The sequence below is a fragment of the Thermomicrobium sp. 4228-Ro genome (assembly GCF_026241205.1).
Lineage (GTDB): Bacteria > Chloroflexota > Chloroflexia > Thermomicrobiales > Thermomicrobiaceae > Thermomicrobium.
Window position 1 is genome coordinate 610,300 of record NZ_JAPFQM010000006.1, and the last position, 12,397, is coordinate 622,696.

The following is a 12,397-nucleotide window of genomic DNA, read 5'->3' on the forward strand; positions in this document are numbered from 1 at the left end:
GGTGGCGAACTACCAGCTCATTGGTTTCTCGGGACGTGCTCGTTGGGTGCTCACCTGTTACTCAGCGGTGACTTGGGATCAGCTCGCTGAGGGGCGGAACGTGAGCCAGAGAAGCACAGCGATACCCGCGCAGGCGAGGATCAGGAAGCCGAGAAGGAGGGCCACTGCCAGGAGTACCGCTCGATCGAAGTCGTCACCGGTTCGCATCGGGTCGTTCCGTTCGCAGTCGACCGCACGTTCGTCTGATCCTAGCACGGGTTCCGTATCGAAAGCGTGCGTGACCGGTGAGCGAGCAGAGCGTCGTGTGAATCGTGCCCGAACAGTTGGTTGCAGACGGTCGGGATGCTCCGCATCGTCGGTTGAACGGCCGCGTCTCGCATGACATGAGACGATCACTGCGCGGTGTTCAGCAACGCGCCCTCGGGTCGCTGACTGGTGCGCGAGCCGCACGCTGCCGAGCACGGTGTCAGGACGTTCTCCGTTTTCCCTGGTAGGGGCGACGCGTGCGTCGCCCGCATTCCCGTGTAGGGGCGCGGCGTGCCGCGCCGGATGGCGTGGGAAGGATGTCATTTCCCGGCCCTTGCGGGCCGGCCGGGTCAGGCACGCCTGACCCCTACCGGGATGGCGGTCGTCTGTGCGGCCCCGGTGGGCGATAGGCAGCCGACCGTCGGCAAAGGGTGCCGTCGTTTCCCCCTGTAGTGGCGACGCGTGCGTCGCCCGTCCGCGCCGGGAGGCACGGGCATGCACCGCGGGGTACGGTTCCGGCCCTCTCGGGCCGGGCGGGTCAGGCACGCCTGACCCCTATAGGGACGATGGTAGCCAACGGGGCGGCGGTGGGCGATCGAGAGGCGACCGTGGCCAACTGGGCATGCGCGTTTCCCGTGTAGGGGCGACGCGTGCGTCGCCCGCGCCGCAAGCCGCGGCAAGCGAACCGCGGTGCCACGACGCCAGGCTGGACACCCCTCACCCCCGGCTCGCTCGTGCTCGCCGCCCCCTCTCCCACGCGATCGTGGGAGAGGGGGCCAGGGAGTGAGGGGGCTCGGCTGTGAACCTCGCCCGGGTGTGCGCACTGCAGGGGCGTGGTTCGGTTGCCGGCCCTCTCGGGCCGGACGGGTCACGCACGCGTGACGCCTACAGAGGGCGGCGGTGGTCGGGGCAGGGTACCGGTGGTCGATGGGCAGGCGACCGTCGGCAACCCACAGCACCCGCGTCGGGGCGACGCGTGCGTCGCCCGTCCGCGCCGGATGGCGCGGGACCGGGGGTGGTTTCCGGATACGACGTGAACGCGCTTTCAGGCTGGGACGATGGCGAGTGGGCGCACGGGCGAACCGGTCGCCCCGGTGAGTTGGAGCGGGGTGCAGATGAACGTGAACTGGTACGTACCGTACGCGGCGAGCTCCTCGAGCTGGAGATTTTCGATGATCGGGATACCGTGCTGGACCAGAAAGACGACGTGTCCAGGGAGATCGCAGCCGAGTTCATCGTCGACGAGGCCAGGGAGGTCCCAGGTCATGGTATCGCAGCCGACGACGCTCGGCTGGCGGGCGGCGAGCCAGCGTGAGGCGTCGGGACCGATGCCTGGGGCATCGAGGTAGCGTTCCGGATCGTGCCAAAAACGGCCGTTCCCGGTACGGACCAGGAGCGCCATCCCGGGTTGGAGCGTCAACTCCTGACGTGCGCACCACGCCTCGAGGTCAGCGGCCGTCACCAGGTCACCGGGTCGTAGGGCATCCGTGCCGCGGAGCGCGGGGATATCGAAGAGCACGCCAGACACGACGAGCGGCACGAGCGTTTCGGCACCGAGCTGCGTGAATCCACGCGGCGTCGCAGTGGCGATCGCATCCACGTCCCCGTACAGCTTGCCGTGGAGCGCCTGGTGACAGGGAGCGTCGATATGGGTACCGGTATGCTCCATCAGCACGAGCATTCCGGACGCGGACGAGCGGTTCCCTGCGGTGGCGGCATGCGGTGGGTCGCTGTGCCGACGATGGAGCGCGTAGTAGTAGCCAGGGCGATGGGCTGGATAGACCGGCATCTCCGGTGTCCGTGGCTGTTCCAGGTCGAAGACGAGTACCGGTTGTCCAGCGAACGAACCGCGTTGCGGCATGGCGCCTCCGCTTCCTCACCCTCGCCGGTTGGTCCGCTCGAGGTACTCCATCGCGGTGCGGTAGCGCTGGCTGTCGATCATCCCGCTCTCGTAGTAGTAGGTGAGCATGGTGCGGAGTCGGAGAATCGGCAGGACGTGGTAGCCGTGGGCCTGGAGGCGCTCGGCTCCACCTTGCTCGCGGTCGATCAGGACGATGAAATCGCGGACGGTCAGTCCAGCTTCTTCGAGGATCCGAGCGGTGCGGAGCAGGCTGGTACCGCCCGTCATGAGATCGTCGATGACGAGGACAGTCTGGCCGGGGACGATGCGTCCCTCGATCGCTGGCTCCTGGGCATCGGGACGCACGTAGATGAGCGGTGTATCGCTCACCAGCGCGTACGCCGTCGCCAGGTGCAGTCCACCCATCGGCACGCCAGCGACAGCAGCGAACGAGGCGAGCCGTGGACGGCGACGTGCCTGGTCAGCTTGAATTTCATGGTGAATCAAGTTCGCGATCCGTCGCAGAAGCGCTGGTTCGCTGATGAGGACGCGGGGGTTGATGTACACCGGAGAACGCCCAGCGGTCGGGCCGAGGTCGAACTCACCGAAGAGAACGCCACCGAGCTCGAAAAGCGCACGAGCGATGTCGAGATTGGTTTCTGCACCGAACAGCACGGTTCTCCCACCTCCGTCGAGTCGGGTGTGTCAGCCATTTTTTGGGTGTGCGGAACACAGCCGGATGCGTGCGACCAGTCACCGGTCACGATGGGCAGCTCATTCTGGTCGCAAGCGGGTGCATCTGCACTGGCTCACCCGACACACCTGATACGTGGTTCGTAGTATAGCCGAGCCGGAAAGGGTCGATGGGTGGACTACTTGGCAGCGCTCCGGTTTCTTCGTGATCGGGCAGGCTACGACCGCGGTTTCGTCGCTAACCCGTTCGCTGACGAAGGTATCGGTCTGGCGCGCACGGCGTGGCTGTGCGCTGCTCTGGGTGATCCGCAGCAACAGTATCGGAGCGTGCATATCGCCGGGACCAAGGGCAAGGGATCGACGGCAGCGTTCCTCACCGCGATGCTCCGCGCTGCCGGCTATCGGGTCGGCCTCTACACGTCGCCGCACCTGCACACGCTCCGCGAGCGCGTGCAGATCGATGGCCAGCCGATCGCACCGGAGACGTTCGGGGAGCTCATGGCCGAGCTTGCCGAGGTCGATGCGTTGCTTCAGCGTACGCATCCGGAGTGGGGCGCAGCGACGGCGTTCGAACTCGTCACGGTTCTCGCCTTTGTCGCCTTCGCACGTGCCGGTGTCGATGTCGGCGTGATCGAGGTGGGGCTCGGTGGACGGCTCGATGCGACGAATGTCATCCTACCCGATGTTGCTGCGATCACGCGCATCGGCTACGACCACATGGCGATCTTGGGCTCGACGCTCGCTGCGATCGCTCGCGAGAAGGCCGGGATCATCAAGCCGGGGCGTCCGGTCGTCTCGGCACCGCAGGAACCGGAAGCTGCTGTGGTCATCGAAGCGGTGGCCCGTGAGCATGGTGCGCCCCTGTGGCTCGGTGGACGCGACTGGCAGGTCGAGGGGAACTGGGAGCGTTTCGCGTTCCGCGCGCCAGGCTCGGAACTGGCTGGCTTGCGCACGAGCCTCCGCGGCAACCATCAAGTGGAGAATGCTGGGGTCGCGCTGGCGACGCTACCGTGGTTAGCCGAGCGAGGTGTTCCCGTGCCCGAATCAGCGATCCGCCAGGGACTCGCGACGGCCCACTGGCCCGGGCGCCTGGAGGTGCTCCGCGAGCGTCCGCTCGTCGTGGCGGACGGAGCGCACAACCGGGAGTCGGCCGAACGCCTCGCCGAAGCGATACCTGCCTGCTTCCGATGGGTTCGCTTGTGGCTAGTGCTCGGCGTCATGCGCGACAAGGAGATCGAGCGGATCGTCGCAGCGCTCGCGCCGTTCGCCGATGGGCTCTTCGTGGTCGAGCGTTTCGCGCCGCGCGCAGCACCGGTCGAGCGCCTGCGCGCAGCCTGGGAAGCGATCGCTCCCGGCAAGCCAGTGTGGGCGTTTCAGTCCGTCGCGGCCGCGCTCGAAGCGGCGCTTGCCCAGGCGGGGCCGGACGACCTCGTCCTGGTGACCGGTTCGCTCGCGATGGCTGCTGGGGCGCGCGAAGCATTCGGGCTCGCAGTCAGCGATCCGCGCGAACACGAGATCCTGCTCGGTTGATCGAACCAGGATGGAGATCTGGTAGACTCGGGCCGATCCAGCCTGAGGTGGCACGATGACCGAGCGACCTGCGGAGGAAGAACGAGCACCGGACTCGCTGACGCCCGGTACAGTGCAGCGGAGGTGGCGGGCTCGACGGATCGCGTTGCTTCTGGTGCTCGCGTGCGTCCTCGTGATCGGTGGGTGGGTCGGCTGGTATCTCGTCCGGATCGGGCGTGCGGCGAACGAGGCACTGCACGAGATCTTCGTCACCCCGGCTCCACGACCAGCTGTCGGCGCGACCGTCACGGTACGGCCGAGCGTGGCGCCGACGACGATCCGCCTCGCCACGCCCTCGCCGACGCCGACGGAGCTCCCGCGCTGGGAGGGGAACGAGCCGCTGACGGTGCTCTTGATCGGTGTCGATACGACGCCGGAGCGAGCTGGCGAGGGTGCGCTGCCATTGGCCGATGCGATCGTCCTGGCGCGGGCCGATCCGGTTGTGCAGAAGGCGGTCTTGCTGTCGATCCCGCGCGACCTCCTCGTCGAGATTCCCGGGGTGGGGTGGGATCGCATCAACGCTGCCTATGCCTACGGTGAGGCGAACGGTACGAGCGGGCCGGCCCTGCTCATGGCGACGATCGAGCAGAATTTCGGGGTGCACGTCGACGCGTTCGCGCAGGTCGACTTCGCTGGCTTCGTTCGGGTCATCGATCTCCTCGGTGGTGTGGTGATCGACATACCGGCACCGATCAAGGACGACGAGTTCCCCGGCCCGGCCTTCACCTACCAGCGGGTCTATTTCAGCCCGGGACTGCAACGGCTCGACGGGGAACGGGCGCTGGCCTATGTGCGGACGCGGCATGACGACAACGATCTCGCGCGTGGCTTGCGACAGCAGCAGGTGCTGCGGGCGCTTCGTGCTCAGGCGATCCGGGTCGATGCGCTGCGCCGTGCGCCGGAACTGCTCACCGCCCTGGGCAATGCGATCCGAACCGACCTCGCACCCCGGCAGGCACTGGCGCTGGCCCGGTTGGGACTCGAGCTCTCGCCGGACGCGATCGAATCGGCCTCGCTCGCTGGTTTCGTCTCCGATGCGACGCTCCCGAGCGGCGCGGCGGTGCTTGTCGGGAACTGGCCGGCGATTCGGAGCGAGGTCGCTCGGCTGTTCGGTACCACCGGCTCACCCGAGAGCGAGCCCGGTGCGGTAGGCTTGGGGGGACCGGAGCAGCTCCCCGCCGGAGCGGCCCGGTGGCCCGGGAGGAGGCGCCGAGATGCGACGTCGCGCATGTCTGGTCTGGCTCGCGGCTGGTGCAGGGAGCGTCATTCTCGCCTGCCGGGGCGAGGTGACACCGACACCCGGCGCGGGGCAGACGCCGGCCGTGCCAGCCACCCAACCGGCCGTGTCCCCGACACCGACGGTCGTGCCGACGGAAACACTGGTCGAGCCAACGGTGGCGTCGACAGCGACTGTCCCGCCGGTTCCGGAGCTGCTCGTCTCGCTGTACTTTCTGCGGGACGGGCGTCTCGCTGTCGTGCGTCGCCCGATCGCCCGGACGCCGCGGGTCGGGAGGGCGGCGCTCGAAGCGCTCCTGGCGGGCCCGACCTCACAAGAAGCGGGGTGGGGTTTCGTGACCGAGATTCCAGCCGGTACGCAGCTTCGCGATCTCGCGATCGCTGACGGCGTCGCCACGGTCGATCTCTCCTCGGACTTCACCAGCGGGGGTGGAGCCTTCTCGATGCGGGCCCGGGTCGCGCAAGTCGTCTTCACGCTGACGCAGTTTTCCTCGGTCGAGGCGGTGCGCTTCCTGATCGATGGGCAGCCGGTCGAGGCGATCGGGGGCGAAGGGGTCGTCGTCGACCCGCCGCCGGGGCGCGCTGCGTTCGAAGACTTACTCCCGCTCATCTTGGTGGAAGCACCGGGGCCGGGTGAAACAGTGCGAAGCCCGCTCCGCGTGACCGGGAGCGCCAACACCTTCGAGGCGATGTTCATGGTTCGGCTGAGCACGGCGGGCGGTAGGGTCTTGTACGAGCAACCAGCGATGGCGACGTCCGGCAGTGGGACGCGCGGGACGTTCGATCTGACGATCGCATTCGACGTGGCCGAGCCGGTCGACGGGACGCTCCGCCTGTGGGAGTACTCGGCGCGGGACGGCTCCGAGATCAACGTGGTCGAGATTCCGTTGCGGCTCGAGCCATGAGGGGGAGGAACGACGGGCATGGAGATCCGCGAGCACGTGGAAGCGCTGGGTGACCTCTGGCTCTGGGTCGCCGAGGCAGGGCCAGCAGAGGCGCCGCCCGTGCTGTTGATCCACGGTCTCTACGATCGCTGGGAAACCTGGCAACCGGTCGTTCCCGCGCTCGCCGAGCGTTTCCGAGTGATCGCCTTCGATCTGCGTGGGCACGGACGAAGTTCGCAGCCAGCCGGTAGTTATGCCCTGCGCGACTATGCCGACGATGCGGTGCGTTTGCTCGCGCGCCTGCGACTGACCGAACCGGTCGTCGCGATCGGTTTTTCCCTGGGAGCGCTGGTTGCCGTGGTGCTGGCTGCCGAGCGACCAGAACTCGTCCGCGCGCTGGTCCTGGAAGACCCGCCGCTCGCGCCGCCGAACGAAGGAACGCGCCTCTGGCTGGAGGCGCTGCTCGTGGCCAAGCGGGCTGGGATCGAAGCGGCCTACGAGCTCGCGCGCGAACTCGATCCGGATGGGTCGCCCGAGGAGTGGCAACGGAGCGCGCTCTGGCTGTGCAGCACTGCGGACGGGCCGATTCTGGCGCTGCTCGACGAGGGCCGACAACCGGAGCCGCTCGAACTCCTCGCACGTATCACCCAGCCGACGCTCATCGTACAGGCCGACCTCGCTGCCGGTGGGGTGCTGGACGACGAGACAGCGGAGCGGGCACTCGCCCAGCTCCAGCAGGGTTTTCGTGTCCGATTTCCCGGTTGCGGCCATGCGATCCACCGGGATTGCCCCGAAGCGTTCGTCGCAGTCGTGCTCGATTTCCTCAATCGGCTCGAGCGCCCGGTCGCTGGCGAGAATCTCGGACTGGAACAGCCAGGCGGCTGAGCGGAGGACGAGACGCAGCGTGGCGATCGTTCCCTCGAAGAACCGTCCAGTCGCATCGGCGTAGTCCGGCACAGGGCGAGGACCTGGGAGCCCGCAGCACGGATCTGCTTGCCGATCGCGAACGGTCCGTCGGAGGGTCGGGCCGTCCCCTGCTGGTACGGCTGTCGCATCGCAGTGCTCCCGGCAGGTGCGGCCTTCCGTATCGTGCCTGGCAGGAGCGGGCGAGACAGTCTTCGTCCAGGCGAGCCCAGCGAATTGGGCGACCGGGTCACTGGACGCCGCCCCTCTCGGGCGCCAGCGCGCGTTCGCGCTCGTGTCTCGTGACCTATTGGGTGGCAGGGTGCGGGGCTGGTAATCCTGCCGATGCAGGGTGAGGTCATTCGCTGTTGGTAGCCAGTGAGCGGTCAAAGGACCGGGAGCGTATCGAGGGCTGCGAGCCAGGCGTCCGGACGTTCGAGGTGCACGGTGTGCCCGGTGTCCGGCACGACGACAAGGCGGCTTCGCGGTATCCGCTCCGTCATCGCGCGACCGATCGCCACGTACTTGGCATCGAGCGCTCCCACGATGACGAGTGTCGGCTGGTCAAGCTCGTGAAGCTGATCCCAGAGCGGTGGCATGGTGCCGGTCCCGAAACCGCGGAGCGCGGCAGCGAGCCCGTGGGGGCGCTGGGCGAGCCACTGTGAACGCAGGAGAGCCAGACGGTCGTCCGGGAGCGCGCGGCGGCTGGCGAAGAGCGGCAGGTTGTCCCAGTAGTCGGCGAACCAGTCGATTCCACGCTGCTCGATCGCCTGAGCGAGTGTCTCGTCAGCCTGCCGACGGGCCGTTCGTTCGGCGAGATCGAGCAGGCCAGGCGATGCGCTCTCGAGGACGAGCGCGGTGACGCGTGCGGGATGCCGGACGGCGAACTGGAGAGCGAGTCGACCGCCCATCGAGTAGCCAGCGACGGTGCAGGTCGTCACGTCCAGCGCATCGAGCAGCGTAGCGAGATCGGCGACCTGTTCGCTCGCGGTGTAGCGGGCAGGGTCGGCCGGCGCTTCGCTCCCGCCGTGTCCCAGGAGGTCCGGTGCGATGACTTGCCAGCCGCGCGCGAGCAGCGCGGGGACGAGCGGCGTCCAGAGGAGGCTGGAACCGGCGAAGCCGTGCAGGAGCAGGAGGGGTCGACCCTGCCCGGCCAGCCGCACCCGATACCGGACGCCGCGGACGTCGGGCAGTCGCTGCTTCGTCCAGGTACCACGCACCGTCAGCGTCCCTCCCGGAGGGCGGCCCGCACGGCAGCGCGGGCTTCTTCCCAGAGACGCTGGTGCAGCTCGGCATTGTGCTGCCTATCCGTGCGGAGTTCGATGACGGTCACGCCGTGTGCTGCGAGTGCCGCCGCGAGCGTCGAGCGGAAAGCCGGCCAATCGGCCGGTTGCGTATGGGTGAGACCGAAGAGGGCGCTGGCGTGCCGGAAGTCGAGTCCGTGCGGGGTGCCAAAGAGGAACTCGAACAGCTCCGGTACCTCCCGTGCCTGGGGTAGGAACGAGAAGATCCCACCGCCATCGTTGTTCACGAGCACGATCGTGGCGCGGAGCCGGTGGCGGCGTGCTGCCAGCAAGCCAGTCAGGTCGTGATAAAAGGAAAGGTCACCAGTGACGAGCACGGTCGGGCCAGCGTGTCCGGCTGCGATGCCGAAAGCGGTCGAGGTCACGCCGTCGATCCCGTTGGCACCGCGGTTGGCGAAGAACCGGATCCGGCGATCGGTACTGGGGAAGAAGCTGTCCAAGTCACGGACCGGCATGCTGTTACCGGCGATGAGCGCCGTCCCGTCGGGAAGCAGATCGGCCAGTTCGGCGAAGACACGCCCTTCGAACGGTTCGGTGAGCTGCGCGAGAGCGGCAGCGAGCGACGTGCGGGCGATGCGGTCGAGCTGCCGCCAGTAGGCAGCCCATTCCGGCTCAGGCTGCACCGGCTCGGTCCTGATGAGCGAGAGGAGTCGCTGGACGATCGGTACGGTCTGCCCCTGCACGATCCAGCGAGCCTGGTGGCTCGGATCCGGCCAGTTGCCCGGTGCCAGGAGGACGTGGACGGCATCGGCCCAGGCTTCGAGAGCGAGCTGGAGCGACTTCGAGGTCGGGAGCGCACCGACGCGCAGGACGAGTTCCGGCCGCAGCGCAGCGACAGCTGCTGGCTCGCGCAGGACAGCGTCGTAGGCATCGAGGACGAGTTCGCGCCGGTGCGGGCCAGCTCGCACCTGCGAGAGCGGGTCAGCCAGGGTCGGGTAACCGAGGTGGGTGGCCAGATCGACGAGCGGTGCACCCAGCTTGGGATCGGACTGTGGCCCGGCGACGATGACCCCGCGCCGATGGCTGGCCAGGAGCGCTGCCAGCGGGCGGAGGTCCCGCTCGTCGGGCTCGACCGTGCCGAGCACGACCATGCCCGCGGCATCGACCGGGTCGTCCGAAAAGCGCGGGACGAGCGGCTCCCGATAAGGTAGGTTGAGGTGCACCGGCCCAGGCGGGAAGGCGCGGGCGAGCGCGACAGCCCGGAGGGCCGATGTCCTGGCAGCACGCTGGACGAGCGGTGTCCCATCGGGCAGGGGGACGTCGCTGAACCACTTGACGTGCGTGCCGTAGAGCCGCAGCTGGTCGATCGTCTGCGGTGCGCCGACGTCGCGGAGTTCCGGCGGCCGGTCGGCCGTGAGGACGACGAGCGGTACCTGGCTGAGATTGGCCTCGACGACCGCTGGCAGCAGGTTGGCTGCCGCGGTGCCCGACGTCGTTACCACCGCGACCGGCTCGTTGAGTGCGCGGGCGAGCCCCAGGGCGAAGTAACCCATCGCGCGCTCGTCGAGATGATCCCAGAGTCGAATACGTGGCTCGCGAGCGAGGGCCAGAACGATCGGGGTCGAGCGCGATCCAGGAGCGAAGCACGCGTGGCGGATCCCGGCACTGGCCAGCGCCTGCACGAAGGCGGTCACAGCGACGCCGAGTGCTTCGTGGTACTCCATGGTCTCAGCTTCCCGTGAGTGCCTCGAGCATCGGCCGGAGCTTTGCCTCGGCTTCGGCCCATTCGGTGAGCGGGTCGGATCCAGCCACGATCCCACAGCCGGCGTAGAGCCGAGCGGTCGTCCCACGGAGCAGTCCGGAGCGGAGTGCCACGACCAGTTCACCGTCGCCCGATGCCGCGACCCAGCCGAGTGCTCCGGCGTACCAGCCGCGCGGTACCGGTTCGTGCCCACGGATGAAGGCGAGCGCTGCTTCCCGAGGTGTCCCGCCGACGGCCGGGGTCGGATGCAGGCGCGCTGCGACGTCGAGGACACCGAGCCCGTCACGGAGCACCCCGACGATCGGCGTGGCCAGATGATGGACGTTCGCCATGGAAAGCACTGTCGGCGTCTCGGGCACGGAGAGGCGGGTGCAGAGCGGTGCGAGTGCCTGCTCGATCGCCTGCACGACGAGCTCGTGCTCCGACCGGTCCTTCGCGCTCGCGCGCAGGGCAGCGACTGTCGCCCGATCGCTCGCCGCATCCACTCCGCGTGGGATGGATCCGGCCAGGGCGACCGTCGTCACTGTGCCAGCGGTCACGCGCGCCAGCCGTTCCGGAGTCGCCCCGAGGAAGATAGACGGCCCCACAGCGACTGCGAACAGCGTACAGGTCGGGTAGCGCTCGGCGAGTGACCGGAGAGCGCCCTCTGGGTCGAAGGGGCGGTCGGCAACGAGTTCGACCGCGCGCGCCAGGACGACTTTCTGGAGCGTGCCGTGGTCGATCGCGCGGAGTGCCGATCGGAGCATCCGTTGCCAGTCGTCCGGGGTAACGAGGTCACGCCGCGTGACACGGCGGGGTCGCTCGGCCCGCGAAACCGGCGGTTCGAGCGGGGGACAGGCTGGCAGAGACGGTGGCGCTGTCTCGCCCGGACGGACGACCGCCTGCATCGCTTGGAAGGCGAGCGTCCCCTGTTGCCGGTACACGAAGCGTGGCACGAGGAGCTGGGCGGCACCGAACGATGCCCAGTCGGCAGCGTCATCGTGTTGGTGGGGGTCGAAAGCCCAACCAGCGAAGACGAGCGGGGCCAGCGGTCCTTCCTGGAGGGCTTCCGCTGCCGCGGTACGCCAGACGCGGGCAAGCCGCTCCGGCATCGTTCCGGCTGCGGAGTCGACCGCGATCGGCAAACGGCAACCGCCGAGCCCCACGATCGCCGTGTCGTCCTGCGGGACGTAGCAGAGCAGGCGGATCGTCTCGTCGGACCGGGCGAACAGCGCGATCGGGTCGAGCAGCTCGCGCGGCTCCGACCAGCTCAGCAGGATCGGCTGGCCAGCTGCTGCGGCGCGACGTTCGGCGACGGCCCAGAGGTCTGCGAACGCGGTACGGAGGACGTGACGGCTCATCGCGGTGTGTCGCCCTCTCGCTCGGGAACCGGCAGATCGAGCATGCGCCGGAGGAGCCGGCGAAGTTCCGGCGCTGCCTGTTCGAGGTCCGATGGGTGTCCACTCAGCACCCACTGGGTGACCACCTCGTAGAGCGCACCGAAGCAGGCGGTCGCTGCCAGGTCGGGATCGTGCGGTCCGATGACGCCTGCGTCGCGCGCCGCGGCGAGCTCGCGCGCGATGAGCGCGGCGAAGCGACGGCGGATATCGACGAGCGCACGCTGGATAGCGGGGCCCGCGGCGAGCGCCTCGACCAGGAAGAGCCGCGCGAGGGCCCGGTGTGTACTGAAGAGCCTGAGCACGACCGCGAGCGCGGTATCCAGCTTGGCAGCAGGATCGGCTGCCTGGGCGAGCGCGTCGGCGGTGCGTTGGAGCAAGAGGTCGGCGCTCCGCTCGAGGAGCGCCAGGAAGAGCTGCTCCTTGCCGGGGAAGTGGAAGTAGACGCCGCCTTTAGAGGTGGCTGCCGCTTCAGCGACCTCGTCCATCGTCGCCTCGCGATAGCCGCGCCGGGTGAAGACCTCGAGCGCTGCGTCGAGGATCCGCTCGCGACGCTCGCGAGCGCGTGCCTGCAGGACCGGCTCCTCTGCCACTCGGTTGGTCGCCTCGGGCATCTGGCCCTCCCGAATCCGACCGACGCGTCA

General features: G+C 68.6%; 10 protein-coding genes and 1 pseudogene. 4 read left to right on the forward strand and 7 right to left on the reverse strand.

Going from position 1 to position 12,397, the window contains the following annotated elements:
- Window positions 1-78 precede the first annotated feature (78 nt).
- The 3 genes from OO015_RS12215 to OO015_RS12225 all read right to left on the reverse strand — a co-directional run bounded on the left by OO015_RS12215 (window position 79) and on the right by OO015_RS12225 (window position 2,761).
- A complete protein-coding gene (locus OO015_RS12215; protein WP_265941547.1) occupies window positions 79-207 on the reverse strand; it encodes a hypothetical protein in 129 nt (42 codons plus the stop codon).
- Between the two features lie 1,084 nt (window positions 208-1,291).
- Complete coding sequence (locus OO015_RS12220; protein ID WP_265941548.1) at window positions 1,292-2,107, reverse strand: cyclase family protein; 816 nt, start codon at window positions 2,105-2,107, stop codon at window positions 1,292-1,294.
- Between the two features lie 15 nt (window positions 2,108-2,122).
- Window positions 2,123-2,761 carry an orotate phosphoribosyltransferase gene (locus OO015_RS12225; RefSeq protein WP_265941549.1) on the reverse strand — a complete coding sequence of 213 codons (639 nt, stop codon included), beginning with the start codon at window positions 2,759-2,761 and terminating at the stop codon, window positions 2,123-2,125.
- 192 nt (window positions 2,762-2,953) lie between these two features.
- On the opposite strand from OO015_RS12225, the gene OO015_RS12230 reads away from it, so the two are divergent.
- The 4 genes and pseudogenes from OO015_RS12230 (at window position 2,954) to OO015_RS12245 (ending at window position 7,353) form a co-directional block, all read left to right on the forward strand.
- Window positions 2,954-4,309, forward strand: coding sequence for a bifunctional folylpolyglutamate synthase/dihydrofolate synthase (locus tag OO015_RS12230; protein WP_265941550.1), 1,356 nt, complete (start codon window positions 2,954-2,956; stop codon window positions 4,307-4,309).
- A gap of 55 nt (window positions 4,310-4,364) precedes the next feature.
- Window positions 4,365-5,207 (forward strand): annotated as a pseudogene (locus tag OO015_RS12235) (LCP family protein); the annotation flags it as partial.
- Between the two features lie 355 nt (window positions 5,208-5,562).
- Entirely contained in the window at window positions 5,563-6,489 is a 927-nt protein-coding gene (locus tag OO015_RS12240; protein WP_265941551.1) for a GerMN domain-containing protein, read from the forward strand.
- 18 nt (window positions 6,490-6,507) lie between these two features.
- A complete protein-coding gene (locus tag OO015_RS12245) occupies window positions 6,508-7,353 on the forward strand; it encodes an alpha/beta fold hydrolase (RefSeq protein ID WP_265941552.1) in 846 nt (281 codons plus the stop codon).
- 404 nt (window positions 7,354-7,757) lie between these two features.
- Here OO015_RS12245 and menH read toward each other — a convergent pair whose 3' ends face one another.
- Genes menH through OO015_RS12265 form a run of 4 tightly spaced genes read right to left on the reverse strand, consistent with a single transcriptional unit; the run spans window position 7,758 to window position 12,367 of the window.
- Window positions 7,758-8,591 (reverse strand): 2-succinyl-6-hydroxy-2,4-cyclohexadiene-1-carboxylate synthase, encoded by an 834-nt coding sequence (gene menH / locus OO015_RS12250; RefSeq protein WP_265941553.1) that lies wholly within the window; start codon window positions 8,589-8,591, stop codon window positions 7,758-7,760.
- A gap of 2 nt (window positions 8,592-8,593) precedes the next feature.
- Window positions 8,594-10,339, reverse strand: a complete 1,746-nt coding sequence (gene menD, locus OO015_RS12255; protein WP_265941554.1) for a 2-succinyl-5-enolpyruvyl-6-hydroxy-3-cyclohexene-1-carboxylic-acid synthase — start codon at window positions 10,337-10,339, stop codon at window positions 8,594-8,596.
- A 4-nt stretch (window positions 10,340-10,343) separates the two neighbouring features.
- A complete protein-coding gene (locus OO015_RS12260) occupies window positions 10,344-11,717 on the reverse strand; it encodes an isochorismate synthase (protein ID WP_265941555.1) in 1,374 nt (457 codons plus the stop codon).
- Entirely contained in the window at window positions 11,714-12,367 is a 654-nt protein-coding gene (locus tag OO015_RS12265; RefSeq protein WP_265941556.1) for a TetR/AcrR family transcriptional regulator, read from the reverse strand. Before OO015_RS12265 ends, OO015_RS12260 begins: the two co-directional genes overlap by 4 nt.
- Between the last annotated feature and the right edge of the window lie 30 nt (window positions 12,368-12,397).